27 protein-coding genes are annotated in these 26,211 nt (G+C 60.0%); 6 read left to right on the top strand and 21 right to left on the bottom strand.

Annotation, left to right across the window (positions count from 1 at the left end):
* Nucleotides 1-31 precede the first annotated feature (31 nt).
* Both MA884_RS24230 and MA884_RS24225 read right to left on the bottom strand, forming a co-directional pair.
* Nucleotides 32-2,176 (bottom strand): 3-hydroxyacyl-CoA dehydrogenase NAD-binding domain-containing protein, encoded by a 2,145-nt coding sequence (locus MA884_RS24230; protein ID WP_256232884.1) that lies wholly within the window; start codon nt 2,174-2,176, stop codon nt 32-34.
* A 25-nt stretch (nt 2,177-2,201) separates the two neighbouring features.
* The gene (locus MA884_RS24225; RefSeq protein WP_256232883.1) at nt 2,202-3,407 is read right to left on the bottom strand and encodes an acetyl-CoA C-acetyltransferase; all 1,206 of its coding nucleotides are present in this window, start codon (nt 3,405-3,407) and stop codon (nt 2,202-2,204) included.
* Nucleotides 3,408-4,024: 617 nt separating this feature from the next.
* On the opposite strand from MA884_RS24225, the gene MA884_RS24220 reads away from it, so the two are divergent.
* Nucleotides 4,025-4,837 (top strand): cytochrome c, encoded by an 813-nt coding sequence (locus MA884_RS24220; RefSeq protein WP_256232882.1) that lies wholly within the window; start codon nt 4,025-4,027, stop codon nt 4,835-4,837.
* Nucleotides 4,838-4,932: 95 nt separating this feature from the next.
* On the opposite strand, the gene MA884_RS24215 is transcribed toward MA884_RS24220, so the two are convergent.
* The 11 genes from MA884_RS24215 to MA884_RS24165 form a co-directional block, all read right to left on the bottom strand.
* Complete coding sequence (locus MA884_RS24215; RefSeq protein ID WP_047228234.1) at nt 4,933-5,274, bottom strand: ribonuclease E inhibitor RraB; 342 nt, start codon at nt 5,272-5,274, stop codon at nt 4,933-4,935.
* Between the two features lie 201 nt (nt 5,275-5,475).
* Nucleotides 5,476-5,712, bottom strand: a complete 237-nt coding sequence (locus MA884_RS24210) for a hypothetical protein (protein WP_256232881.1) — start codon at nt 5,710-5,712, stop codon at nt 5,476-5,478.
* Between the two features lie 138 nt (nt 5,713-5,850).
* Nucleotides 5,851-6,459, bottom strand: a complete 609-nt coding sequence (locus tag MA884_RS24205; RefSeq protein WP_256232880.1) for an START domain-containing protein — start codon at nt 6,457-6,459, stop codon at nt 5,851-5,853.
* Between the two features lie 39 nt (nt 6,460-6,498).
* Nucleotides 6,499-6,753: a YkgJ family cysteine cluster protein gene (locus MA884_RS24200; protein ID WP_256232879.1), complete on the bottom strand. Its 255-nt coding sequence runs from the start codon at nt 6,751-6,753 to the stop codon at nt 6,499-6,501.
* Nucleotides 6,754-6,891: 138 nt separating this feature from the next.
* On the bottom strand, nt 6,892-7,368 hold the full coding sequence (locus tag MA884_RS24195) for a translation initiation factor 2 (RefSeq protein WP_256232878.1): 477 nt from the start codon (nt 7,366-7,368) through the stop codon (nt 6,892-6,894).
* A gap of 89 nt (nt 7,369-7,457) precedes the next feature.
* Nucleotides 7,458-8,897, bottom strand: a complete 1,440-nt coding sequence (locus MA884_RS24190) for a PLP-dependent aminotransferase family protein (protein WP_256232877.1) — start codon at nt 8,895-8,897, stop codon at nt 7,458-7,460.
* Between the two features lie 200 nt (nt 8,898-9,097).
* Nucleotides 9,098-9,907, bottom strand: coding sequence for an OmpA family protein (locus tag MA884_RS24185; protein ID WP_256232876.1), 810 nt, complete (start codon nt 9,905-9,907; stop codon nt 9,098-9,100).
* On the bottom strand, nt 9,904-10,263 hold the full coding sequence (locus MA884_RS24180; RefSeq protein WP_256232875.1) for a DUF4398 domain-containing protein: 360 nt from the start codon (nt 10,261-10,263) through the stop codon (nt 9,904-9,906). Before MA884_RS24180 ends, MA884_RS24185 begins: the two co-directional genes overlap by 4 nt.
* Before the next feature lie 9 nt (nt 10,264-10,272).
* The gene (locus tag MA884_RS24175; RefSeq protein ID WP_256232874.1) at nt 10,273-11,097 is read right to left on the bottom strand and encodes an ABC transporter substrate-binding protein; all 825 of its coding nucleotides are present in this window, start codon (nt 11,095-11,097) and stop codon (nt 10,273-10,275) included.
* Nucleotides 11,098-11,187: 90 nt separating this feature from the next.
* Nucleotides 11,188-12,117 carry an electron transfer flavoprotein subunit alpha/FixB family protein gene (locus tag MA884_RS24170; RefSeq protein WP_256232873.1) on the bottom strand — a complete coding sequence of 310 codons (930 nt, stop codon included), beginning with the start codon at nt 12,115-12,117 and terminating at the stop codon, nt 11,188-11,190.
* Nucleotides 12,118-12,119: 2 nt separating this feature from the next.
* The gene (locus tag MA884_RS24165) at nt 12,120-12,869 is read right to left on the bottom strand and encodes an electron transfer flavoprotein subunit beta/FixA family protein (protein WP_007908338.1); all 750 of its coding nucleotides are present in this window, start codon (nt 12,867-12,869) and stop codon (nt 12,120-12,122) included.
* Nucleotides 12,870-13,415: 546 nt separating this feature from the next.
* On the opposite strand from MA884_RS24165, the gene MA884_RS24160 reads away from it, so the two are divergent.
* Nucleotides 13,416-15,080: an electron transfer flavoprotein-ubiquinone oxidoreductase gene (locus tag MA884_RS24160; RefSeq protein WP_256232872.1), complete on the top strand. Its 1,665-nt coding sequence runs from the start codon at nt 13,416-13,418 to the stop codon at nt 15,078-15,080.
* 184 nt (nt 15,081-15,264) lie between these two features.
* Here the strand turns inward: MA884_RS24160 and MA884_RS24155 are convergent, their stop codons facing one another.
* Nucleotides 15,265-16,155, bottom strand: coding sequence for an AraC family transcriptional regulator (locus MA884_RS24155; RefSeq protein ID WP_256232871.1), 891 nt, complete (start codon nt 16,153-16,155; stop codon nt 15,265-15,267).
* Nucleotides 16,156-16,334: 179 nt separating this feature from the next.
* Between MA884_RS24155 and MA884_RS24150 the strand changes: the two genes are divergently transcribed.
* Nucleotides 16,335-17,387, top strand: a complete 1,053-nt coding sequence (locus tag MA884_RS24150; protein WP_256232870.1) for an NAD(P)-dependent alcohol dehydrogenase — start codon at nt 16,335-16,337, stop codon at nt 17,385-17,387.
* A gap of 6 nt (nt 17,388-17,393) precedes the next feature.
* Here MA884_RS24150 and MA884_RS24145 read toward each other — a convergent pair whose 3' ends face one another.
* The 5 genes from MA884_RS24145 to MA884_RS24125 all read right to left on the bottom strand — a co-directional run bounded on the left by MA884_RS24145 (nt 17,394) and on the right by MA884_RS24125 (nt 22,546).
* Nucleotides 17,394-18,197 carry an IclR family transcriptional regulator gene (locus MA884_RS24145; RefSeq protein WP_092399999.1) on the bottom strand — a complete coding sequence of 268 codons (804 nt, stop codon included), beginning with the start codon at nt 18,195-18,197 and terminating at the stop codon, nt 17,394-17,396.
* A 59-nt stretch (nt 18,198-18,256) separates the two neighbouring features.
* Nucleotides 18,257-19,567, bottom strand: coding sequence for an MFS transporter (locus tag MA884_RS24140; protein ID WP_256232869.1), 1,311 nt, complete (start codon nt 19,565-19,567; stop codon nt 18,257-18,259).
* Nucleotides 19,568-19,727: 160 nt separating this feature from the next.
* On the bottom strand, nt 19,728-20,876 hold the full coding sequence (gene dgoD, locus MA884_RS24135; RefSeq protein ID WP_003179439.1) for a galactonate dehydratase: 1,149 nt from the start codon (nt 20,874-20,876) through the stop codon (nt 19,728-19,730).
* A gap of 49 nt (nt 20,877-20,925) precedes the next feature.
* Nucleotides 20,926-21,546, bottom strand: a complete 621-nt coding sequence (locus tag MA884_RS24130; RefSeq protein WP_256232868.1) for a 2-dehydro-3-deoxy-6-phosphogalactonate aldolase — start codon at nt 21,544-21,546, stop codon at nt 20,926-20,928.
* Nucleotides 21,547-21,565: 19 nt separating this feature from the next.
* Nucleotides 21,566-22,546, bottom strand: coding sequence for a 2-dehydro-3-deoxygalactonokinase (locus tag MA884_RS24125; protein WP_256232867.1), 981 nt, complete (start codon nt 22,544-22,546; stop codon nt 21,566-21,568).
* Between the two features lie 187 nt (nt 22,547-22,733).
* Between MA884_RS24125 and MA884_RS24120 the strand changes: the two genes are divergently transcribed.
* Entirely contained in the window at nt 22,734-23,366 is a 633-nt protein-coding gene (locus MA884_RS24120) for a glutathione S-transferase family protein (RefSeq protein ID WP_256232866.1), read from the top strand.
* Between the two features lie 5 nt (nt 23,367-23,371).
* Here the strand turns inward: MA884_RS24120 and MA884_RS24115 are convergent, their stop codons facing one another.
* On the bottom strand, nt 23,372-23,854 hold the full coding sequence (locus tag MA884_RS24115; RefSeq protein ID WP_256232865.1) for a GNAT family N-acetyltransferase: 483 nt from the start codon (nt 23,852-23,854) through the stop codon (nt 23,372-23,374).
* Nucleotides 23,855-24,033: 179 nt separating this feature from the next.
* Here MA884_RS24115 and MA884_RS24110 point away from each other — a divergent pair, with 179 nt between their 5' ends.
* Together MA884_RS24110 and MA884_RS24105 are read left to right on the top strand one after the other, a co-directional pair.
* A complete protein-coding gene (locus MA884_RS24110) occupies nt 24,034-24,375 on the top strand; it encodes a hypothetical protein (protein WP_256232864.1) in 342 nt (113 codons plus the stop codon).
* A gap of 66 nt (nt 24,376-24,441) precedes the next feature.
* Nucleotides 24,442-24,822, top strand: a complete 381-nt coding sequence (locus MA884_RS24105) for a Rho termination factor N-terminal domain-containing protein (RefSeq protein WP_256232863.1) — start codon at nt 24,442-24,444, stop codon at nt 24,820-24,822.
* Between the two features lie 411 nt (nt 24,823-25,233).
* Here MA884_RS24105 and araH read toward each other — a convergent pair whose 3' ends face one another.
* Complete coding sequence (gene araH / locus MA884_RS24100; RefSeq protein ID WP_256232862.1) at nt 25,234-26,202, bottom strand: L-arabinose ABC transporter permease AraH; 969 nt, start codon at nt 26,200-26,202, stop codon at nt 25,234-25,236.
* Nucleotides 26,203-26,211: the final 9 nt, after the last annotated feature.

Here is a 26,211-nt window from a genome sequence, read left to right as displayed (position 1 = left end):
ACCGTCCCAAGGCAAGCCCCTTCCCTGCCAGTCAGAACAGTTCTTGCCTGGCGGCTTTCTCCAGTAACAAGCCCGGTGGCGAGAAACGCTCGCCATACTGCTCGGCCAGGTACTGAGCGCGGGCGACAAAATCCTGCAGGCCGTACTGGTTGATAAACTGCAACGCACCGCCGGTCCAGGCTGCGAAACCGATACCGAAGATCGAGCCGACGTTGGCGTCCGCCGTCGAAGTGAGCACGCCCTCCTCCACACAGCGCACGGTTTCCAGGGCCTGGATGAACAGCAGGCGATCGCGGATGTCCTGTGGCGAAATCTGCCCGTCGGTTTTCTCGAAACGGCTTTTGAGTGCCGGCCACAGGTGCTTTTGCCCGTCGGCCGGGTACTCATAGAAACCGCCCCCGACGGCTTTTCCCGGTCGTTTGTATTCGTTGAGCAGCAAGTCAATCACGGCGAACGCGGGGTGCTCGATCGGCGCTTTCCCTTCCGCTTGCAGGTCCTTGGCGGTTTGCTCACGGATATGGCTCATCAGGCTGAGGGAAACTTCGTCAGAGATCGCCAGAGGTCCAGTCGGCATCCCGGCCTTGCGCGCCTCGGTCTCGATCATCGGTGCGCTCACGCCCTCACCCAGCATGGCGATGCCTTCGTTGGTAAAGGTGCCGAATACCCGGGAGGTGAAGAAGCCACGACTGTCGTTGACCACAATCGGCGTCTTGTTGATTTGCAGAACGAAATCGAAACCTCGTGCCAGGGTCTCGTCGCTGGTGCGGGCGCCCTTGATGATTTCCACCAGAGGCATTTTCTCCACCGGGCTGAAGAAATGCAGGCCGATGAACTTCGTCTGGTCCGGCACAGCCGTCGCCAGGCCGGTGATGGGCAAGGTCGAGGTGTTGGAGGCGATCACCGCGTCCGCCCCAACAACCGCTCGCGCAGCGGCTGAGACACTGGCTTTCAGGCCGCGATCTTCAAATACGGCCTCAATGACCAAATCGCATCCGGCCAGGTCTGCGTCGCTGTCAGTGGCTTGAATCCGCGCCAGCGTGGCGTCGCGCTGTTCGGCGGGAAGCTGCCCGCGGGCGACCTGCTTATCCAACAGCGCCGCCGCACGGGCCTTGCCCTTCTCGGCGGCGGCAAGGCTGACGTCCTTGAGTACCACCTCAATGCTGGCCATGGCGCTGACGTAAGCGATACCTGCCCCCATCATGCCGGCGCCGAGCACCCCGACTTTTTGCGTCAGATGAGGTGCAAAGCCCTGCGGGCGCGAACCACCGGCCTTGATTTCGTTGAGCTGGAACCAGAGAGTGCCAATCAGGTTCTTGGCCACCTGGCCGCTGGTCAGCTCGGTGAAGTAGCGGGTTTCGATCACCTGGGCGGTATCGAAATCCACCTGGGCACCTTCCACCGCCGCGCAGAGAATTTTCTCCGGCGCGGGCAGGCAACCCTGGGTTTTGTTACGCAGGATCGAAGGTGCTATTGCCAGCATTTGCGCGACTTTCGGATGAGACGGCGTGCCACCTGGGAGCTGATAGCCCTTCGTGTCCCAAGGCTGGACCACGCTGGGGTTAGCGAGAATCCAGGCCCTGGACTTGTTCAGCAGGTCCTCGCGATCCACCGCGAGCTCATCGATCAGACCGGCCTGCAGCGCCTGTTGCGGGCGCAATTTCTTACCCTCGAGCAGATACGGCAAGGCCTTTTCCAAGCCAAGCAACCGCACCATCCGCACCACCCCACCGCCGCCCGGCAACAGGCCCAGAGTGACTTCCGGCAGGCCAATCTGCACCGATGGGTGATCCACTGCCACACGATGATGGCAAGCCAGGCAGATTTCCCAGCCGCCGCCCAGGGCCGCGCCATTGATGGCCGCCACCACCGGTTTTCCCAGGGTTTCCAGGGCACGCAGTTGCGCCTTGAGCCCGAGAACCATGTCATAGAATGCCTTGGCTTGGGGTTTACCGACCTTGACCAGTTCGTTGAGGTCGCCGCCAGCGAAGAAGGTTTTCTTGGCCGAGGTAATGATCACCCCGGCAATCGCGTCTTTTTCGGCAGTCAGCCGGGCAACGCAGGCGGCCATGGCCTCGCGGTACGTCGCATTCATGGTGTTGGCATTCTGGCCTGGCAGGTCCAGGGTCAGGACCACGATCCGGTCCTGGCCGGCTTCGTAACGGATGGCATCGCTCATGAAAAGTATTCCTTGAAGTCGGGGCTCAGAGACGTTCGATAACGGTGGCAATGCCCATGCCGCCGCCGACACACAGGGTCGCCAGGCCATAGCGCAGGCGACGCGCCTCCAACTCATCAAGCAAGGTGCCGAGGATTGCGCAGCCTGTAGCCCCCAAGGGATGCCCCATGGCGATGGAGCCGCCGTTGACGTTGACCTTGGCGGGGTCGATGGCCATGTCCTTGATGAACTTGAGCACCACCGAGGCGAAGGCTTCGTTGACTTCGAACAGGTCGATGTCCTCCACCCGCAGCCCAGCCTTGACCAGAGCTTTGCGAGTAGCCGGCGCCGGGCCGGTGAGCATGATGGTCGGGTCGGTGCTGGTGACAGCCGTGGCGACAATCCGCGCCCGCGGTTGCAACCCCAGCGCCTGCCCCTTGGCTTCGGAACCGATCAGCATCAGCGCCGCCCCATCGACGATGCCGGAACTGTTGCCCGGCGTGTGGACATGGTGGATCCGTTCCACATGGCTGTAGACCCGCAGCGCCGTAGCGTCGAAGCCCATCTGGCCCATGGCTTCGAAACTCGGCTTGAGCTTGCCCAGGCCCTCCAGGGTCGAGTCAGCGCGGATGAATTCGTCATGATCCAGCAGCACGATGCCATTCTGATCCCGCACCGCCACCAGGGATTTGTTGAACGAGCCGTCGGCTCGGGCCCGGGCGGCCTTTTGCTGGGAGTGCAACGCGAACGCATCGACGTCCTCGCGACTGAAGCCCTCCAAAGTTGCGATCAGGTCGGCGCCGATGCCCTGAGGCGTGAAGTGGCCCTGCAGGTTGGATTGGGGATCCAGCGCCCAAGCGCCGCCGTCGCTGCCCATGGGCACGCGAGACATGGATTCGACACCTCCGGCCACCACCAGATCCTCGAACCCGGAGCGCACTTTCATGGCCGCCAGGTTCACCGCCTCCAGGCCCGAGGCGCAGAACCGGTTGAGCTGCACGCCTGCCACGCTGACATCCCAGTCAGCGATCAGCGCGGCGGTCTTGGCGATGTCGGCGCCCTGATCACCTATCGGCGTCACGCAACCGAGCACAATGTCGTCTACCTGACTGGTGTCCAGGCCCATACGCTGCTGCAGGGCATTGAGCAGGCCGCCCACCAGATTCACCGGCTTGACGCTGTGCAAAGCGCCATCGGCCTTGCCCTTGCCACGGGGGGTGCGTAATGCGTCGAAAATCAAAGCTTCGGTCATGACATCCTCAAACCACTGGGACAATGCAATGGCTCCAACCATAAGCCCAGCGGCGCGGGATTCAATGACCGCAGTGCTCAACGACGTTGACGGCCACGCTCAGACGAACGGTAGCATGCTATCGGGTTAACCGATTCAGGTGAGCAAAGTGTCTAGCAAAAGGGCCTTCACGAAGGTGGCACTAGGCCTCATATCTTTTTAAGAGCAGACAGAAGCAAACTGATACGAATTGGATCTAAGCCAAGGCGGCTGCGGCCCCTAATGTAATCCTTGTACAAGATAGTCGTCGGGTTTTGCCGAGGCGCTTGTCAGACAGGAAGTGCAACGCCAGCCGTCAGGAGATATGCAGGCTGGCCTCAGGAAATAACAAAAAAGGCGGGTCAGCCATGTTCAAACATTCGAAAGTTCGCCAAGCCGGACTCATTCTCTTCGCCACGACGCTGCTGTTGATTGTGCCGAATATCACCAAGGTGATCGGCTGAATCCTGCGCGCGGGAGCCTGTATCATCAGCAAGCGGTAGCGCTTGCATCGTCAAAAAATGTGACGCGTTCGCTGTTCGAGCCGCGGTGGCTGTGCCAACCTTTGCGGCACTCCCTCGACATGGAAGACGATACTCGTGAAAGCTCTCATTGTGTTCGGGGCGTTGCTGCTCAGCACGCCCTTGTTTGCCGCGCAGCTGGTGCTGGAGCTGGGCACGACTGCTCGCACCTGGCAGACCGAAGAACTGCTCCAGCACCCGGAAGCCCGAACGATCCAGATCGCTGAAGATGTTTCCTACAAAAAACCGATGAATTATCGCGCCGTGCCGCTGACAGCGCTGTTGACTGGCGTCGAGCCCGACGACCATCTCCAGGCCGTGGCGCTGGACGGATTTGCCGCCGAATTGCCCGCAGCACCGTTACTTAACACAAACGGTGCTCGAGCTTGGCTGGCGATTGAAAACCCAGCCCAACCCTGGCCCCCGCTGGGTGAAGGCAAGGGTAGCGCCGGGCCGTTCTACCTGGTCTGGACCAACCCCCAGGCAGGTCACATCAGCCCCGAACAATGGCCGTACGCGGTGGCAACCATCAAGCGCCTGTCAGCGGTAGCCGAGCGCTTCCCTGCCCTGCTGCCAGCGTCCACGGTGTCCCAGGATGATCCAGTCTATAAGGGCTTCGAACTGTTCCAGAAAAACTGCCTGGCTTGCCATCGGCTCAACGGCGCAGGCGACGCGCAGTTTGGCCCGGATCTGAACATCCCCTTCAATCCTACCGAGTACTTTTCCGGGGATTTCCTCAAGCGCTATATCCGCGACCCACAAAGCCTGCGTCGCTGGCCCCAAGGGAAGATGCCGGGGTTCTCGGCCACGGTGCTGCCGGATTCGGAGCTGGATCTGCTGGTGGGGTATCTCAAGCACATGGCGGGGCGTAAACAGCCGTTGGCCCCATGAAGTCGGTTTTGTGGCTGAGGTGACCTTGTAGGAGCACACCTTATGAAAACGGCCGACACATAGGTCAGCCGTTGCTCGGTTGCGTGAATGAGTTGTCAGGCGTGCAGACGCCGTATTTCCTGTTTGACACCCCAACCTTCGATGATGCCGCCCAAAGGCTCCACCACCGCTTCGAAGTTTTGTTCGAAGTCTCCAATGTCATCGTAGGTGGCGTACATCACCCGGCTCAACTCCAATGACCAGGCGCCGTCGTCCCGTGCGCTGATCTGTGCATTCAATGACTCACCCCGAAATTGACCTGCTGCCCTGCGCGCCCGCTCCTCATCCGGGAAAATGGCGTAGAACTCGATGGGATGAAATTGTGAGAAATCGAAACCGCCTTCTTTCATGCGGCGAAGCACGCTGGTGCTGATGTCTTCTTGATAGGCTGTGCTCATGAAACGTCCTCCTCAAACCGATGGATAGACTTTCCGTCTTCCCGTGCGGGCAACCCTTGGGTTGCAGCGATACGGCATCAAATTACCGTCGGGACACAAGCATGTAGCTGACAAGACCGGACCTAAGCGATCCTTTCGCTGATCTCAATTGCAGAGTAGCCGTAAGTCGTGGTCACTGCCAAGCGGGGCCAGGCAGTGACTTCATGAAATCGGTGTAATGCTGATGATTTCTATACTGTGCTGGGACTTGAGATTCTTGACGGTGGGGTCTGCGGTGCGACCCTCCAGGTCATTGAGATCAAGCTTGGCGGGAACGGGAAGCAGCTTTTGCCGAATCAATTGGGCAGCCTGCTCCATGGTGGGCTCCTGGTCATAGTCGAACCGCTCGGCGATGGCTTCGCCGTGGTCATCAACGAAAGTGATTTCCCACTTTTGCATCGGTGTCTCCTTGATCGATTCAGGGCCAGGCTTACCTTTATCTCGACATTGAGGGCTGAACAATCGTTCCACTCAGGCGTTGGACGGCACGCATAAAAAAACCGCCTCACAGGCGGTTTTTTCATGCAGCGCCGACGATTATTTTTCGGCAAGTTCTTTCAAGGCCTTCAAGGTGTTGAACGGCGCATCCACCACGAATTTGTTGGCCAGCCAGGAAGGAACATCGCCACCCGGTTCGGTGTGGACCTGGTAGATCACTTCGATCTGACCGGCGTCCTTGGGCGTGAATTTCCAGAAGCCGTCGACTTGAGTGACCCGCACAAAGCCCTTTTTTTCAGGCAAATAGGTTGGCACACCTTTGAGGTTGCGGGTCAGGCTGCCATCGGCACCTTTGACGGTGGTCACTTGCAACACCGAGTCCCGCGGGGTAACCGGCCAGGGCGTGTTGAACTGGGTGTAGGTCCAGCTCTGGTCACCTTCATGCTTGAGCAACTCCTGGCTTTTGCATTCGTGAATCCAGGCACAGGCGGCCGAAACGTCCTCCTGAAGCGCTTGCAGCTTGGCCATGGTGGTTTTCATGACGGTCACGCCTTGGTAGGCCTTATACTTGGAACCGGCCACTTCACTGAGTGAAACCTTGATGCCGTCCTCTTCCTTGGCGACTTTCCAGTCTTCTGCCTGGGCGGTTGCCGTTGCCAGCAACACGGTCAAACCACACAACACAGCCATACGATGCAGCGAACCCATAATTGTTTTCCTTGTTGTCGAAGTTCCGGACTTGCCCCATTACGCTGCCGTGATTTGCTCCCACCAACCGATCAGCCGGATGGCGTCTTCAGTGCTGTTGCCACAGACTTCGATGTCGGCCTCGAACGCCGAGCACACCATCGGCCGCTCCGGCTGGCCGAAGATCCGGCACAGATTATCGACCGACAACTGCACGCAACGTTCTCCCGCCGGTTTGCCTTGGGGCATACCCGGAATCGGCGAACTGATGGAAGGGGCGATGCAGCAGGCGCCACAGCCTTCACGGCATTTCATGACGACGACATCCTCACGACAAGTAATGATTGGTAACAGATACAGGGTAACGGCTAAAACACTCGTTTTAAATTACCGTTCAGGTGTTTTTTCTATCACAACAGGGTGACCATACAGTCAGCGACGCGCTGCACAGGATTACTGCTTGAATTCGAACTCCAGCGCCGCGCCTTCCACTTCATTGCGCTCTTGATTGCGCAGCGGCAGTTGCATTTCATTGCTCAGCAAACGGCCATTGAGTTGAAACGGTCCCGGCTTTTCTCCAAACATGGACGGCAATAAAGGTTCACGCTTGGGTAACGGCACCGCACCCGGAGGCTGCAGATTCTCAACCAGGTCTTGAGGCAGGCTCAAATCCAGCTTGGCCGGCGGTAACCGGGTCTTGGCGACCTCGCGGGCAGATTTGCTCTTGGAGGCGACAGGGGCACGTTTTTTCTTCGCCGCTGCGGCTTTTTTTACAGGCGTTTTTTTAACAACAGCCGGTTTTTTTTTCGAGGTGTTTTTAGTGGCGCTGGCGGCCGGCTTCTCCTGCGCCGACGCAGCCACGACACCTTCCGAATGGAAGGCAGTCAACAGGCCGATCAAAACCCAGGCGGCAGGAGCAATGGCTTTCATAGACACTACGGCACTTACGACAGAGATCCCCATGCTCGCTTGTTAATCCGTCGCTGACAAGCACATCAGACCGGGTCCACCCGTTTCTATCAAAAACCGCTGGCAGTCTCCTGGCACAGTTGGGTGGCCAGCAGGCCTAGCGTCATCAAGGCCCGTTCGGCCTCACGGTTCCAAGGCGTACCGCAATTCAGGCGGATGCAGTGGTTGAACTGCTCGGTGTTACTGAAAATCAAGCCTGGCGCAATGCTGATACCTTGCTGCAGCGCCCGCACATGCAACTCCTGGGTGTTGACCCGCCCTGGCAGGCTGACCCACAGAATGAAACCGCCGGTGGGACGGCTCATTTGTGTGCCCTCGGGAAAGTATTGCTGCACTGCCAACTGAAAGGCGCTGAGGTTTTTGCGGTACTCCTGGCGGATATAACGCAAGTGCCGGTCATAGCCGCCATTTTCCAGGTACGCCGCGATGCCCATCTGCGTGACGCTGCACGCCGAGTGCGTGCTGAAGGTCTGGAGCCGCTGGATTTCCTGCTGGAACTTGCCAGCGATCATCCAGCCGATACGCACGCCTGGCGACAATGTCTTGGAAAAACTCGAACAGTAGATGACCCGGTCCAACCGGTCATAGGCCTTGAGCGCCTTGGTGCGACCCTGTTCGAACATCAACTCGCCGTAAATATCGTCTTCGACGATCTGGATGTCGAAATCCGAAGCCAGGCGCAACAGTTGCTTTTGCCGCTCCTCGGGCATCGTCCCGCCGAGGGGATTGCTCAAGCGCGTGGTCAGCACCAACGCCTTGATCGACCACTGGTTGGCCGCCAGTTGCAGGGCTTCCAGGCTCATGCCGGTGACCGGGTCGCTGGGGATCTCGATGACCTTGAGGCCCAGCAGATCCGCCAATTGCAGCAGGCCGTAGTAGGTGGGTGACTCGGCGGCGATCAGGTCTCCTGGCCGGGTCAGCACACGCAAGGACATTTGCAGCGCATCCACGCAGCCGTGGGTAATGACTACCTCCGAGGGATCCACAACGACGCCAGCATCGCGCATGCGTATCGCCACCTGGCGCCGCAAGGGCTCGAAGCCCGGGCTGAACATGTAGCTGAACGCCCGCGGGCTGTGGAAGCGCGTCACCTTCGCCAATTGCTGGTGCAGGGCCCGTACAGGCAGGTAGTCGACACTTGGCACCGCCGCTCCCAGGGGAAATACCCCTTCGCGGCGTGACTCGACCAATACCTGCTGAATGATGCTGCTGCGCGTGACCAGCCCCGGGCGCTCGACCCGGGCGATGTCCGGCGTCGGTGCCGTCAGGGCCGGGGTTTGGTGCACGTAGTAACCCGATTGTGGCCGCGCGCGGATCAGCCCCTGATCTTCAAGGTTGGCGTAGGCCTGCAGCACCGTCGCATGGCTGACATTGAGCTGTGAGCTCATCTTGCGCACCGAAGGCACACGCTCACCGGGCTGGTACACACCACGCCGGATGTCTTCAGCCAATTGTTGGGCAATACGTTGATAGAGCAAGAGGTTGGTCATGACGCAGCACTCGATTTCACGGGCATTTTATTCTTGTGAGTGACAATACCGGAACAGTTTAGAAGTGTACTGGGACAGTTGCCAGATTACTCGACCGTACAGTGCAGTGATAGCCCCAACTGTACTCATTAATCACTGATCCGCAGGCCAAAAAAAACCCGGCGCCTCTAAAGGGGCCGGGCTTTCCAGCAACGCAGCCCCTAGCGGGCGGCGCCGAGCTGACCTTTCTCGTCGGAGAACACAATTTCAACGCGACGGTTCTGTGCCCGACCACGCTCGGAAGCGTTGACGTCCACCGGGAACTCATCACCGTAGCCTTCGACATGGATACGCTTTTCGTCGATCCCCAAGTCCACCAGCACATCCGCCACCGCTTGGGCCCGGTTACGGGACAGCTTGAGGTTTTCCTGCTTGCCGCCGGTGCTGTCGGTGTAACCTTCAATACGCACCACACGCTTGGGGTTGAGCTGCAAGAATTGCACGATCTTGAGCACAACCCGGTTGGCCGAGTTCTTCAACTGCGCTTGGCCGGTGTCGAACAGCACGTCACCGAGCGTCATCACCAGGCCGCGATCGGTCTGAGTGGTCGCCATCGCCATGATCTGCTCTTCCAGCCACTTGCCCTGTTGCTGGACGCTCAGCAGCTTGGACTCGCGCAGGGCCAGTTGCAGGCGCTGGCGTTCCAGTTCGAGCTTCGCCGCGCGCTCTTCGTTGAGCACCTGGTTGCTGTGCTCACGGGCAATCGCACTGTAACGCTGGCTCAGGTAGGCGTAATGCAGCACATCCTCACCGCTGCCCCAGTAGCTGGACAGGCGATCGGCCCGGGCCAGGGACTCGCCGGCGCGGATCACGTCCTTGGGCGCGGCACGCAATACATTGGAATCTTCTTTGACCTTCTGGAAGTCGGCACCCGCCTTTTCCAGCGCCACTTCGCTGCGCTGACCCGCGCAACCGTACAAGCTGGCCAGGCCCGCGAGGATCAGGCCGCCAAATACTTGGGACTGCTTCATTGGGCATCATCCCTCAGCTGTTTGCGCAAACGCTCGATGCGGGTGTTGAGCACGTTCAGTTGTTCCTCGCTCTTGAGCGTCAGCACCTTCGCTTCGGCCAGGCGTGCATCCAGTTCGGCTTGCTCGGCGCGCATGCGTGCCTTCTTGAACGACTCGTCGGCCATGTTTGAACTGGCGCGGGCGAACTTTTCTTCGGCGAGTTTCAACTCAGGCACTTCTTCGGATGTGGCGCCCACGGCCCGGGCTTGTTCCAGGGCCTGTTCGGTCAGGCGGATCTGTTCATTCGGCGCCGGATCGGCTGCGCAACCCGCCAGAGCCAGAACGGCCAGGGCAGCGAAAAGAGGTCGAATAGTCACTAATGTTCCCTACTGTTTTGGGGCACCGACAGGTGGCTGCAACTGTGTTTTCCAACGCTCGGTATTGCGCTGCAACACAGCCTCCGTCAGGCCGGACGCGGCCAATTCTGTCATCTTTTGCGCCAGCTGTCCGCGCAACCATGGGTCATTGCAGGCGGAGTTATGGGAAACCGCGAGGAACAGCCCCGGGGTATCTACCGGTTGCGGCGCGGCCTGCAGGTCATTGGCCATGCCCAATGCCTGGGCCATCGCCAGGCCCGAGTATCGCCCTGCCAGGACATACTCCACCTCCCCCAGCAGCAGTTTCTGAAAGGCTTCAGTCAGGTTGGGTGTACGGGTCAGGGACAATTGCTGCTCGGCAAAAATGCCGAATGCCTGGGTCATTCGCGCCTTCTGCGACAGCGCCCCGGGATGGCCATGAAGGTCCTCGGCTTGATTGACGAGCAGTGTCGAATCCTTGCGGGTCCAAACCAGGTAATCATTTTTCAGCTGGGGCGGATGAACGTAGTCCAGGGCCTCAAGCCCGCTCCTTGTCAGTGGGGCGTCGACGAGCAGGTCCATGCGTCCGCTGCGCACTTCGTCGAGTGCCTGGGCGCGCTTACCCGCATAGAGCAGTTCAATCTTGATCCCCAGTTCCGCCGCCACTTGCGCCAGCAGGTCGGCACCGGCGCCGATCAGGTGCTTGGGATCCTGGGGGTCTTGCCACAGGTAGGGCGGCGCATCCGGGCTACCGGTGGCGATCAGGCGTTCACATTTGCCGGCGGCGACAGACAGACCTGGCACGACAGCCAACGCCCACAGTAACGACACGCCAGCCAAACGGCGAAGATCCATGGCGATATGCTCCCCTTGCAGTGACAACAACGTGCAGATAATAAAAAACCCGGCCAAAGGGCCGGGCTCTTTATAAGTGAAGACGCCGGTTTAGACCAGCTTCTCCAGCTCAGGGATGGCTTCGAACAAGTCCGCTACCAGGCCATAGTCGGCCACCTGGAAGATCGGCGCTTCTTCGTCCTTGTTGATCGCGACGATCACCTTGGAGTCTTTCATGCCGGCCAGGTGCTGGATCGCGCCGGAGATACCGACGGCGATGTACAGCTGTGGCGCAACGATCTTGCCGGTCTGGCCGACCTGCATGTCGTTGGGTACAAAACCTGCGTCGACCGCGGCGCGGGAAGCGCCGACAGCAGCACCCAGCTTGTCGGCCAGGGCGTACAGGTGCTTGAAGTTGTCACCGTTCTGCATGCCACGCCCGCCGGAAACGACGATCTTGGCAGCGGTCAGCTCCGGACGATCGGACTTGGCCAGTTCTTCGTTGACGAAGCTGGAGATACCGGCGTCATGGGCTGCACCCACCGCTTCAACGGCAGCCGAACCACCTTCGGCGGCAACCGGGTCGAAACCGGTAGCACGTACGGTGATGACCTTGACCGCCGCATTGGATTGCACGGTAGCAATGGCGTTACCGGCATAGATCGGGCGCTTGAAGGTGTCGGCGCTTTCCACCGAGATGATCTCGGAGATCTGGTCGACGTCCAGTGCAGCGGCAACGCGCGGCAAGATGTTTTTGCCGTTGGACGTGGCGGCAGCCAGGATGTGGCTGTAGCCGTTGCCCAGTTCGGTTACCAGCGGAGCGACGTTTTCCGGCAACTGGTGCGCATAGGCCGCGTTGTCGGCCGACAGCACTTTTGCCACGCCAGCGATTTTCGCAGCGGCTTCAGCCACGGCGCCGACGCCCTGGCCAGCAACCAGCACGTGAATATCGCCACCGATTTTAGCGGCAGCAGCAACGGTGTTCAGCGTAGCCGGAGCCAGCGCCTTGTTATCGTGTTCGGCGATTACGAGGATAGTCATGATCAGATCACCTTCGCTTCGTTTTTCAGTTTCTCGACCAGTTCAGCCACCGACTTGACCTTGATGCCCGCGCTGCGTGCAGCCGGCGCTTCAACTTTGAGGGTCTTGTTGGTGGAGGCGGTGGAAACGCCCAAAGCGTCAGGAGTCAGCACTTCAAGCGGCTTCTTCTTGGCTTTCATGATGTTTGGCAGGGACGCGTAGCGCGGCTCGTTCAAACGCAGGTCGGTGGTGACGATGGCCGGCAGTTTCAGGGAAACCGTCTGCGCGCCACCGTCGATTTCGCGAGTCACGGCAACGCTGTCGCCGGACACTTCAACCTTGGACGCGAACGTGCCCTGACCGTAGCCGCTCAATGCCGCGAGCATCTGGCCGGTCTGGTTGTTGTCGCTGTCGATGGCTTGTTTGCCAAGGATCACCAGCTGTGGCTGTTCCTTGTCGACAACGGCCTTGAGCAGCTTGGCCACGGCCAGGGAAGTCAGGTCTTCGGCGGATTCGACGAGGATGGCGCGATCAGCACCCAGCGCCAGCGCGGTGCGCAGTTGCTCCTGGGCGGTAGTCGGGCCGATGGAGACGACGACGATCTCAGTCGCCACGCCTTTTTCTTTCAGGCGTACGGCTTCTTCTACGGCGATTTCGCAGAAAGGGTTCATCGACATCTTGACGTTGGCGAGGTCGACGCCGGAGTTGTCCGCCTTGACGCGAACCTTGACGTTATAGTCGACCACTCGTTTGACAGCTACAAGAACCTTCATGGATTCCTCGTTACTCTCCGGTGAAAAGAAAGTCGCCTAGGCGAACCTGGCGGTTGATGCTCATGGGCGCAAGGGCACCTCTAAAAACGCCGGCATGAACCACACATGACCTTGCTCACGGGAGTGAAGACCGTTAGTCAGTGATGACCGACGAGTCATTCATTATCGCGGCGTGTAAACTGCGCGTCCGAACCACGCAATACGTCACTTTGTGCTGCCTTCGCCCTGTCTTTAGAGGTGCTCTTGGAACCAACAGTCAGCCTACGGCGAGCGCAAAACCGCCCGTATCTTGACCGGAACGCCCATTCCGGTCAATACGGCAAAATGGTCAGTCATAAGCCGTACGTCAGTGATTTATCTGGCCTGCGGCTATTTCAAACAAACGTTTGTATTGGACCCTGAGAGTGGTGTAGATATAATGCGCCGCTTAAGAGAGAACCGCGGGTCATTCATCGCCGCTTTCGTCGATTTCGCGAAGCAGATCATGGATGCAACGCCAAACCTCCAATTAGAAAAAACTGTTGAGCCTTGAGTAGGAGATAGCCTGTGGAACGCGAATACATGGAATTCGACGTGGTCATCGTCGGTGCCGGCCCCGCTGGCCTGTCTGCCGCTTGCCGACTGAAACAGAAGGCCGCCGAAGCCGGTAAGGAAATCAGCGTCTGCGTGGTCGAAAAAGGCTCCGAAGTCGGTGCGCACATTCTTTCCGGCGCGGTATTCGAACCCCGCGCCCTGAACGAACTGTTCCCGGACTGGAAAGCGCTCGGTGCCCCGCTGAACACGGAGGTTGTGCGCGATGATATTTATGTCCTGAGAAACGCCGAGACCGCGAGCAAAATCCCTGACTTCTTTGTGCCCAAGACCATGCACAACGAAGGCAACTATATTATTTCCCTGGGCAACCTGTGCCGCTGGCTGGCCCAGCAGGCCGAGAACCTGGGCGTGGAAATCTACCCGGGCTTCGCCGCCCAGGAAGCGCTGTTCGACGAGAACGGCGTAGTACGCGGGATCATTACCGGCGACCTGGGTGTCGACCGCGAAGGCAAGCCGAAGGAAGGCCTCTACACCCCTGGCATGGAGCTGCGCGGCAAATACACGCTGTTCGCCGAAGGCTGCCGTGGTCATATCGGCAAGCAACTGATCAAGCGCTTCAACCTGGACAGCGACGCCGATGCCCAGCACTACGGCATCGGCCTGAAGGAAATCTGGGAAATCGACCCGGCCAAGCACCAACCCGGCCTGGTGGTGCACACCGCCGGCTGGCCGCTGGACATCATGGGCAGCGAAAATACCGGCGGCTCTTTCCTTTATCACCTGGAAAACAACCAGGTGGTGGTCGGCCTGATCGTCGACCTGTCCTACAGCAACACTTTCCTGTCGCCGTTCGATGAGTTCCAGCGCCTCAAGCATCACCCGGTGCTCAAGCAGTACCTGGAAGGCGGCAAGCGTGTCAGCTACGGCGCCCGCGCCATCTGCAAGGGCGGTCTGAATTCGCTGCCAAAAATGGTTTTCAAGGGCGGCGCGCTGATCGGTTGCGACCTCGGCACCCTGAACTTCGCCAAGATCAAGGGCAGCCACACCGCCATGAAGTCCGGCATGCTCGCCGCTGATGCGGTGGCCGATTCGCTGTTCGCGGGCTCCGAAGGCGCGGATGAACTGACTTCCTACGTTGACGCGTTCAAGGCCAGCTGGCTGTATGAAGAGTTGTTCGCCAGCCGCAACTTCGGCGCGGCGATCCACAAGTACGGCGCTATCATCGGCGGCGGCTTCAACTGGCTCGACCAGAACATCTTCGCCGGCAAGCTGCCCTTCACCCTGCATGACAACAAGCCAGACTATGCCTGCCTGAAACTGGCGGCTGACTGCAAGAAGATCGACTACCCGAAACCGGACGGCAAGATCAGCTTCGACAAACTCAGCTCGGTGTTCATCTCCGGTACCAACCATGAAGAAGAACAGCCCTGCCACCTGAAGCTGACCGACCCAAGCATCCCGATCAGCAAGAACCTGCCGCTGTACGACGAACCGGCTCAACGCTATTGCCCGGCCGGGGTGTACGAAGTGGTGACCCAGGAAGATGGCGAGAAGCGCTTCCAGATCAACGCCCAGAACTGTGTTCACTGCAAGACCTGTGACATCAAGGACCCTGCACAGAACATCACATGGGTTTCGCCGGAAGGCGCTGGCGGGCCGACTTACCCGAACATGTAAGCCGATTCGCTGAACATCAAGGCTCCCGACATGGGGGCCTTTTTGTTGCCTGCGACTCTGACAACCACACCGACCCCATGTGGGAGCGAGCCTGCTCGCGATAGCGGTGTGTCAGTCGACATTCATCTTGAATGATAAACCGCTATCGCGAGCAGGCTCGCTCCCACAAGGAATCCTGAGTGGATCACGCCACGCGCTCCTCCCCCGGACTGCGCTCGAAGTAACGCTTGTACTCCCGGCTGAACTGCGACGAACTCTGATACCCCACCTGATGCGCAACCTGGGCCACGCCCATGCCCTCGATCAGCAGCAACCGCTGAGCCTTGAGCAGGCGCAGTCGCTTGAGGTACTGCACCGGCGACAACAGCGTGCTGCGTTTGAAATGTTCATGGAAGGTCGAAGCACTCATGTTCGCGCAACTGGCCAGCGTCTCGACGTTCAGCGGCTCGGTGAAGTGCGCATGCAAATGACTCAAGGCCGCGGCAATCCGGGCAAACTGGCCTTGCTGCTCCACCAGCGCGCGCAGCACGTCGGCCTGAGGCCCGCGCAAGGCGACGAACAGCAACTCCCGCAACCGCGCCCGCCCCATGACCTGGCATTCCAGCGGATCGTGCAGGCAGTGCAACAAGCGCTCGACACATCCACGCATGGCGTCATCGAGCACCACACACGTCATGGACTCCGGGGTTTGCGGTGCAAGGCTGCGCCCCGGCACCAGTCCCATGGCCAGCACCAGCTCACCTAGCATCGCCCGATCAATTGCCACGGAAACCCCCAGCAGCGGAGCATTGGGCAGGGCGTAGGTTTCACATTCAAACGGCACCGGCAGCGCCTGGATCAAATAGTGCCCTGCACCGTACTCCAGCGTGCGAGGCCCCAGGAACGCCAGTTTGCTGCCCTGGGCAATGATCACCAGACTCGGCTCGTAGAGTTGTGGACCACGGGCGACGTCCTGGCTGGCCCTGAGCACCTGTACGCCCGGCAACTGCGTGGGCACGAATCCGTCGCGGGTCGCCAGGGGTTCAATCAGCGAAACCAAAGTGGCATTGGCATCAAGATGACGGGTCAACAACATGGGAAAAGCTTCACGAAAAAAGGGATGAAAGCATCATCGCAGGTCTAATGCTTCGTAGGATCAAACCATAGCCAATGTCGGAGGAATAGGCATGACACGCGTAGGAATCGCCATCGCCGCGAACCGACATGACTCCCACAATGGTCCACCTCACCGTTCACTGCTTAGCGAGGTCCATTATGTACACTGCTATCGGATATGCCGCCCAATCGCCCACCACTCCCCTCGCCCCGATGAAGTTCGAACGCCGCAGCCCGCGCGCCGACGATGTGGCGATCGACATTCTCTACTGTGGCGTATGCCATTCCGACATCCACCAGGCCCGCAATGAATGGGGCATTGCCGTTTATCCGTTGATGCCCGGCCATGAGATCGTCGGAAAAGTCACCGCCGTCGGTGCGAATGTCACCCGCTATAACATTGGCGACCTGGTCGGCGTTGGCTGCATGGTCGACTCCTGTCGCGAGTGCGAAGCCTGTCGGGCTGACCTGGAGCAATACTGTTACCAGGGCATGACGCAGACCTACGCCAGCCCGGACCGTGTGAGCGGCGGTCACACCATGGGCGGTTACTCCAACAGCATCGTGGTCAGCGAGCACTTTGTGCTGCGCATCCCGGAAGCACTCGACCCGGCCGGCGCCGCGCCGATTCTCTGCGCCGGCATCACCACCTACTCGCCCCTCAAGCACTACGGCGTGAAGGCCGGCGACAAGGTCGGCGTGCTGGGCATGGGCGGCCTCGGCCACATGGGCATCAAGTTCGCCAAAGCCATGGGCGCAGAAGTAACACTGTTCACCCGCTCGGCGAGCAAGGCTGAGGAGGCCCGTCGCCAGGGCGCCGACCATGTGATCGTGTCCACCGACGACGAGCAGATGGCCGCTGCCGCCGGGCATTTCAACTTCCTGTTGGACACCATTCCGGTACAGCACGACCTCAACCCCTACCTCGACACCTTGCGTTTCAACGGTGTGCACATCCTGGTGGGTCTGGTCGAGCCGATCGATCCGCCGGTACACGCGGCAAAACTGATCATGGGCCGTCGGGTCCTGGCCGGTTCGTTGATCGGCGGTGTTGCCGAAACCCAGGAAGTGCTGGATTTCTGCGCCGAACACAACATCAGTTGCGACATTGAAATGCTCGACATCCGCCACATCAACGAGGCCTACAGCCGCATGATCGCAGGCGACGTGAAGTATCGCTTCGTCATCGACATGGCGACGCTCAAAGCCTGATGCTCGTCAGACCTTCGCGCCAAGTTCCGCCGACAGCCGGGCTGTGACCCCTTTGACCAGGGGAATCAGCTCGGCCATTTTTTCCAGCGGCATATACGGTACGGTGCTGGCGATGCTGATACCGGCGACGATATGCTTGCCGGCGTCTCGGATCGGCGCCGCCACGCAACGAATCGACGGCTCGTTGTCTTCCAGATCGAAGGCATAACCGCCGGCTACATACTCCACCATCCGCTGCTGGAACTGCTCCCAGGATTGCTCCTGATGCTGGGGCCAGAACTGATTCTTCCCACCCGCCGGCAAGCTGATTTCATACAGCCTTTTCCATTGCTCCTGAGAATCATCGAGCATCAGTGCCTTACCGATCCCGGTACGCGCCAGCGGCATGCGATGGCCCACGCGCGAACGCATTTCCGGGCCATTGCGCCCCGGATTTTTCAGCAGGTACAACACCTCGTCGCCCTCGCGAATCGCCAGGTGGACGGTGTCACCGGTAAGCGCCGACAACTCGTCCAGGTACGGCCCCGCCAGACTCACCAGCGGCAACTCTTCCCGGGCCTGAAAACCCAGTTCGATCAGCTTCGGCCCCAACAGATAACCCACTTGTGGCACCACGCGCAGGTAGCGCTCATCCACCAGGCAACTGGCCAGGCGATGGGTGGTGCTGCGGGTAGTGCCGATCAACCGGGCGATTTCCTTCAGGTCCCGGGCGCCGCTGGCGACCGCCTGAACCACACCCAGACCACGCAGCAGTGTCTGGGTGCCTGTGGGCGCCGCGTCCTTGGTGATTTTTGGATCGTCTTGCTGCATATCCGGCCTTCAACAGTGAGCGGGGAACGGGCGGCATTATGGTCGCCCGCCCCGTCGGACTACAACACGATGCGCTCGACCTTCCCCACCAGCAGGATGTAGGACAGCGCGCCAATCAACGCCAGCACGGCGATGTAGGTGATGGCCGGGGCAAACGAATCGCCGCTGGCGAGGAAACCAATGACGATGGGCGTGGCGATGGCCGACAGGTTACCGATGAAATTGAACACCCCACCCGTCAGCCCGAGCAGCCGCGCTGGCGCCAGGGTCGACACCAGCGACCAGGTAATCGACGCCAGGCCATTGCCGAAGAACGCCAGGGCCAGGAAAGCGATCACCAGCGGTGTCGACTCAACGAAGTTGGCGCCGATGATCGCCGTAGAGATCAGCAACCCGCCGATGATCGGCAGCTTGCGGGCGAACCCCACCGTGGAACCGCGACGGATCAACCAGTCGGAGAAGAACCCGGAACACAACACACCGACGAACGCCGCGAGGAACGGCAACGATGCCAACAGGCCAGACTTGATGAAGTCCATGCCGCGATATTTCACCAGGTACGTCGGGAACCATGTCAGAAAAAACCACAGCGTGGAATTCAAGCAGAACTGGCCCAGGTAAATGCCCCACAGCTTGCGCTGGGTCAGGACGATCCCCAGGTCCGCCCAACTGAACTTGGCCTTGGCCTTGGCTGTATCGGCCTGGATATCCACCAACCCGCCGCCTTCGCGGATCAGTTCGATTTCGGCGGCGTTGACCCCTTTGAAATCCCGCGGCTCGCGATACACCGCGTACCAGATCACCGCCCAGATGATCCCCACCGCACCCGTGGCGACAAACACCATGTGCCAACCGAATGCGTGTTGCAGCCAGGCCAATACCGGCGTCAGGAAGGCCAGCCCGACGAACTGTCCCGAGGTGTAGAAACCAATGGCCGTGGCCCGTTCGCGCTCAGGAAACCAGGTGGTCACCACGCGGCTATTGATCGGGTAGGCCGGCGCTTCCAGAGCCCCCACCGCCATGCGCAGGACGAACAACGCGATGAAGCTGGCGGCAAAACCGAGCATCACCGTGGCCACTGACCACAGCAGCAGTGCAACGCTATACAGAATACGCGGGGGCACCCGGTCCACCAGCCAGCCACCCGGAATCTGCATGGCGGCGTAGGTCCAGCCGAACGCCGAGAAAATCAGCCCGACGTGGATTGGATCGATGCCCAGCTCACTGGTCAGCGCGGGGGCGGCGATCGAGAGGTTGCTGCGGTCCAGGTAGTTGATCACCACGGTGATAAACAGCAGGACCATGATGAAAAAACGCTTGCGGCTGGGCGTCACCAACGACGCTTGCGCGCTCAGGGTGTGCGCTTGCATGTGAGTGCCTCTTTTTTATATTTGTCGAATACGGCAAGGATTGAGCAAGACCCTGTGGGAGCAAGCCTTGCTCCCACAGGGCCTTGCTCCCACAGAGCCCCTTGTTCCACAGGAGTCTTTTGCTCCTGAAAGGATTCCTATCAGAGTGATCAGGCGTGACTCACCACTCGGCAAAACTGCCATCGGCATGCCGCCAGATCGGGTTGCGCCAGCGGTGGCCGATGGCGGCGCGTTCGATGACGTACTCCTCATTGATCTCGATGCCCAGGCCTGGACCGTTAGGGATTTTCACGAAGCCCTTGTCATAGTCGAACACCTGCGGATCCTTGATGTAATCCAGCAGGTCGTTGCTCTCGTTGTAGTGGATGCCCAGGCTCTGCTCCTGGATGAACGCGTTGTAGCAGACCGCATCCAATTGCAGGCACGCCGCCAAGGCAATGGGGCCCAGCGGGCAGTGCAGCGCCAGCGCCACGTCGTAGGCCTCGGCCATGTTGGCGATCTTGCGGGTTTCGGTGATGCCACCGGCGTGGGACGCATCCGGCTGGATGATGTCCACGTAGCCCTCGCTGAGCACCCGTTTGAAATCCCAGCGCGAGAACAACCGCTCGCCCAGGGCAATCGGAGTGCTGGTCAGCGGCGCCAATTCCTTGAGGGCTTCGTAGTTTTCACTGAGCACCGGCTCTTCGATAAACATCAGCTTGTACGGATCGAGTTCCTTCATCAGCACCTTGGCCATCGGCTTGTGCACCCGACCGTGGAAGTCCACGCCGATGCCGACGTTCGGCCCGACTGCGTCCCGGACCGCCGCGACGTTGGCCAGGGCCAGGTCGACCTTTTCAAAGGTGTCGAGAAATTGCAGCTCTTCGGTGCCGTTCATCTTCACTGCCGTGAACCCCCGCGCCACGGCTTCTTTCGCCGCGCGGGCGGTGTCCGCCGGACGGTCGCCGCCGATCCACGAATACACGCGGATCTTGTCGCGCACCTGACCGCCGAGCAAATCGCTGACTGACACGCCCAAGGCCTTGCCCTTGATGTCCCACAACGCCTGGTCGATACCGGCCAGGGCGCTCATGTGAATCGCCCCGCCCCGATAGAAGCCGCCGCGATACAGCACGGTCCAGATGTCTTCGATGTTGCGTGGGTCTTTGCCGATCAGGTAGTCGGACAATTCCTCAACGGCAGCCGCCACCGTGTGGGCGCGGCCTTCGACCACGGGTTCACCCCAGCCGGTGACACCTTCGTCGGTCTCGACCTTGAGGAAGCACCAGCGCGGCGGAACGATAAACGTGGTCAGCTTGGTGATTTTCATCTTGTTGTCTCTCTTGTCAGATGCAGCGCACGAGGCGCTGGAAAAGTCTTCAGTTCAAGGCATTCCATGCGGCCACGTAGGCCTTGGCGCGCACCGCCACTTCATCCGCTGTCAGGCCCGGTTTGAACAGCCCGGACCCGAGGCCGAAACCCTTGACACCGGCTTCGACGAACACCGCCATGTTGTCCGGGGTAATCCCGCCCACCGGCACCAGCACGGTTCCGGCCGGCAATACCGCGAGCCAGGCCTTGACCACCGCCGGGCCCATTTGCTCGGCGGGAAACATCTTCAGCACGTGGGCGCCTTCGGCCAGTGCGGCAAAGGCTTCGGTGGGCGTAGCGACGCCTGGCGACAGATACAAGCCCGCCGCTTTCGCCGCACGCAGCACCTTCGGATCGCTATGGGGCATGACGATCACTTGGCCGCCAGCGGCTTTCACCTGCTCGACCTGTTCCGGGGTCAGCACCGTACCGGCACCGATCAGGCAATCGGCAGGCAAGGTACTGCGCAGGATGCGGATGCTTTCGTACGGCTCGGGGGAATTGAGCGGCACTTCGATGACACGAAATCCGGCGCTGTACAGGACCTCGCCAATAGCTGCCGCCTCGTCGGGACGCAGACCACGCAGGATCGCGATCAACCCGTTGTGCGCCAGTGCTTGTGTGAGCATGTCAGTCCTCCAGTCAGGTTCAGGGGGCGGTGGAATCGAGCAGCCCGGCCGCCACGGCCAGTTGCCACAAACCACGTTCGGTGGCCTGTTCGGCCAGGGTCACCCGGGCAAAACCGCAGGCGTCGAGAGCCCGTTGATAACGAATACAGAGTTGGGAGTTGCCGATCAGCACGACCGTTGGCAGATGGATGCTGTCGCGCCGACGGCGTTGCACGGTGGCCAGGGCCGTCAGTTCATGACCGATCAGGAGACCGGAAAGGTAATCTGCCTGGGCGCCGGCATTAAGCTCGCCAGTCAAGCCCAGACTGCGGGCACTGAACACGGTAGACAACGGGCCGATCTGGCCGTCTACCGACAACGCCACCTGCACACCACGATCAAAAGCCAGGCTATCGAACGCCGTGCCGCGTTGTTGGGTGCGGCCAAGAATGCTGTGGTCGCTGAGCACGGCGAAGATCTCGCCGGTCATGAAAGTGTCGAAATGCACGATGCAGCCGTTGGCCACTTCCACCCATTTCGAATGGCTTCCAGGCAGGCCGATCAGCACCGACTCGTTCGGCAGGCTGTGCAAGGCGCCGAGCACCTGGGTTTCTTCGCCGCGCATGACATTGGGCAAGCGTGAACGCTGAATCACGCCCGGCACGATGTGCACATCGACACCGCGAAGACTGCGAATGGTTTGCAGGGAATGTCCTAGATTGGCGACATTGGCAGGCGTGTCGCAGTAAGGCACTTCACACCAGCCCTGGGCACTGCCGACCATACCGCAGGCGATCACAGGCAGGCCTGGCTGGGCGTCGAGCCAATCGCCGCACGCCTCGTCGAAGGCCAGTTCAAAACCGTCGACGCACACCCGACCGGCCACGGTTCGCGGCCCGGTGGGCAACTGCATGATCCCCGACGACAGCGAGCGCTGTTCGAGCACCTCGCCACCGGCGGCGAGTTTGTAAGCCCGTAATGAGGTGGTCCCCCAATCGAGCGCAATCAATTGCGCCTGCATCCGTTTCACCTGTTTTGTTTTTTGGCAGTGAGTGCACGGACTATAAACCTGGGCGCGGCATAATCTCAATATATAAATATCACTCCCATATATTGGGACATAAGCATCATCTGCGAAGCCAATCGCCATTTGCCCGCGAATCCTGCTACGTTCTCTGCCAGACGCCTTAGAACTCAGGGAAATGGTTATGGGACAACTGCTGAAAATCCTCGGTCGCACTTCCTCTATCAATGTCAGAAAAGTGCTGTGGACCTGCCAGGAACTGGACGTCGCTTATGAACGCGAGGACTGGGGCATCGGTTTTGCTTCGACCCATGATCCTGAATTCCTGGCCCTCAACCCCAACGCCCAAGTACCCGTGATCATTGATGAGAATGGTGTGCTCTGGGAGTCCAACACCATTTGCCGCTACTTGGTGGGCAAGCATGGAAGTAGCGATCTGCTGCCCGTCGAAGCGGCCGCCCGGGCGCGCGTTGAGCAGTGGATGGATTGGCAAGCGACCGAACTCAACCCGTCTTGGGGTTATCCGTTTTACGCGCTGGTGCGCAAAGATCCGGATTGCCAAGACCCTCAACGCATCGCCGCGGGGATCAAAGGCTGGAACGAAAAGATGGGGTTGCTGGAGGATCAATTGAAACGCAGTGATGCCTACGTGGCCGGTGCGGATTTTTCCCTCGCGGATGTACTCATCGGTCTGTCGGTGCATCGCTGGCGTCAGACGCCCATGGAACGCCCGAACTACCCGGCCGTGGCCGCTTATTGCAAACGACTCGAACAACGGCCGGGGTTTGCCGAGTACGCAGGCGCCGCGTACTCATGAACCGCTCAGTTGCCTTGGGCGAAATCCCGTAGCACCTTGCCGTCCATCCGGTAGCGCACCCACTCTTCCTGGGGTTGCGCGCCGAGGGATTTGTAAAACTCGATTGCCGGCGTATTCCAGTCCAGCACGCTCCACTCGAAGCGACCGCAATCGTTATCACAGGCAATTTTCGCCAGGTGACGCAGCAACGTCTTCCCCGCCCCGCCGCCGCGCTGGTCAGGCGTGATGTACAGGTCTTCGAGGTACAGGCAGTTGCTGCCAAGCCACGTGGAATAACTGAAGAAAAACACCGCATAACCGATTGGCACGCCATCACGCAGACAGATCAGTCCATGGGCGGTGGAGCCTTCGCTGAACAGGCTGCGCTGAATGTCCGCCACACTGGCGATGACTTCGTGACGGGCCTTTTCGTAATCGGCAAGTTCAGTGATGAAGGCAAGGATTTGAGGCGCATCGCTGGGTTGCGCAGGACGAATCTGGATCGACATGAACGGGCCTTGTAGCCAATTGAAAGCGCCATACTAAGCCGCCACGCTGCGCTCGTCACATCTCAAAGACGAATTTTGAGTGACGGTTCCTGCAGTACCATTCGTCGCCTGCGAGGCACCAACCCGGATTCAGGACAGCCCAAAATCAGGCAAGCATTCTGAAAAATGGAGGCGACATCATGATCTCATCAAGGCTGACTGCATTCACATTCGCCACACTGCTGTCTTCGGCGGCTTTCGCGGCGACCACCGACGGCACCGGGCCGACCGATCCGGTACAGGCGCCCAATTCCCCCGCGACCGAAGGCATGCCCAAGTTGAACACCGACGGTACCGGCGGTGGCTTGAACAATGGTCAGCCTCCCGCCAACGGCACCGATCCGCGGGTGCAGGGCAATGATGCGGGTCGTCAGGGCGGCATGAATACGCCGAACTCCAATGCCCCCGATAATGCCGAAACCGGCACGGGTTCAAAAACCACTACCGGCGGTTCGGGTTCCGAGGGTGGCGCCAGCCAGTAACCCCAGGGAGCGAGCGACGCGCGCCTGGCGGGTGGCTCTGCTCACACACTTGAGGAGAGATTTCTTATGCCTCGTGGAAGCAAAGACAAATACACGGCCGAGCAAAAGCGCAAAGCCGAACACATTGAAGCCAGTTACGAGAAAAAGGGTGTGCCCGAGGACAAGGCCGAGGCACGTGCCTGGGCGACGGTGAACAAGCAGTCCGGCGGTGGCGAACGGTCCGGTGGGTCGGGGAAGGCAAAACCGGCCGCGCAAAAGAAAACCGACCGCAAGGAATCGGCCCGCCGCGCAGCCAAGACCCGCGAAGGTCATCCGCGTAGCAGCCAGGCTTCTCATGGCGCCCAGACTGTGGACAGCCTGATGAAAGAAGCCCGGGCGAAGAACATTCCCGGGCGCTCGAAAATGCGCAAGCAGGAATTGGTTGAAGCATTGCGCAAGGCCGGTTGATCGTCGGTGTCAGGGTCGACGCCTTCGCGAGCAAGCCCGCTCCCACAGTTTTTCCGAGTCGTGCGCAGGCGTTGTACTCGCCCAAAAACCCGTGGGAGCAAAGCTTGCTCGCGATAGCGGCGGGTCAGCTTGCAGGGATGCTGAATGTGCCGCCGTCATCGCGAGCAGGCTCGCTCCCACAGTTTTTCGAGTCGTGCTCAGGCGCTGTATTCGCCCAAAAAACCTGTGGGAGCAAAGCTTGCTCGCGATAGCGGCGGGTCAGCTTGCCGGGATGCTGAATGTGCCGCCGTCATCGCGAGCAGGCTCGCTCCCACCGTTTTTCCCGAGTCGTGCGCAGGCGTTGTACTCGTCCAAAAAACCTGTGGGAGCAAAGCTTGCTCGCGATTGCGGCCGGCCCGGTCGGCGCGAATTTCAGCGTTGTTTCATTCGGTCGATCACCACCGCCAGCAACAGGATCGAGCCACGAATGACGTACTGGTAGAAGGTGTCGATGTTCTTCAGGTTCATCGCGTTTTCAATAATCGCCAGAATCAGCACCCCGGCGATGACATGGCGAATCATGCCGATACCGCCGCTCAACGACACCCCGCCCAACACGCAAGCCGAGATCACGGTCAGTTCGAAGCCCTGGCCGATCATTGGCTGACCTGAGGTCATGCGCGAGGCCAGGATCACACCCGCCAGGGCACCGATCACACCATGAACGGCAAAGATGATGATCTTAGTGCGATCAACGTTCACCCCCGCCAACAACGCCGCTTCCTGGTTGCCACCGATGGCCATGGTGTTGCGCCCGTAGGTGGTGTAGTTCAGCAGCCAGCCGAAAAACAGGAAGCAGACGATGGTGATCAGGATCGGCACCGGCACACCGAACAATTGGCCGTTGCCGAACACGAAGAAGGATTCCTGGGACACGCCCACCGCCTTGCCATTGGCAAAGATGTAGGCCAGGCCCCGGACGATCTGCATGGTCGCCAGCGTGGTGATCAACGCATTGACCCGCAGCTTGGCAATGACGATGCCATTGATCAGCCCGACGATCAGCCCCATCACCAGCGCTGCGCTGACGCCGAGGAACACGCTGTTGGTGTCACGCATCACCACCGCCGCGACCACACCGGCACAGGCAATCACCGAGCCCACCGACAGGTCGAAGTGCCCGGAAGCCAGGCAATACAACATGGTGCAGGCCGCAATACCCGTGGTGGAAATCGCCAGGCCCAGGCCACGCATGTTCAGCGGCGAGAGGAAGTTATCGATCATCAGGGTGCAGAGCACGAAGATCGCGACAGCGGCCAGCAGCATGACCCAATCGTCCAGGAAACGCCGCAGGTCCAGGGGTTTGCGTGCCGTTGGCAGTGCATTGTTTTGAATGGTCATGTTTACCTC

The sequence above is a fragment of the Pseudomonas sp. Q11 genome, assembly GCF_024494355.1.
Taxonomy (GTDB): domain Bacteria; phylum Pseudomonadota; class Gammaproteobacteria; order Pseudomonadales; family Pseudomonadaceae; genus Aquipseudomonas; species Aquipseudomonas hefeiensis.
This window is presented reverse-complemented; position numbering and strand designations above follow the sequence as displayed.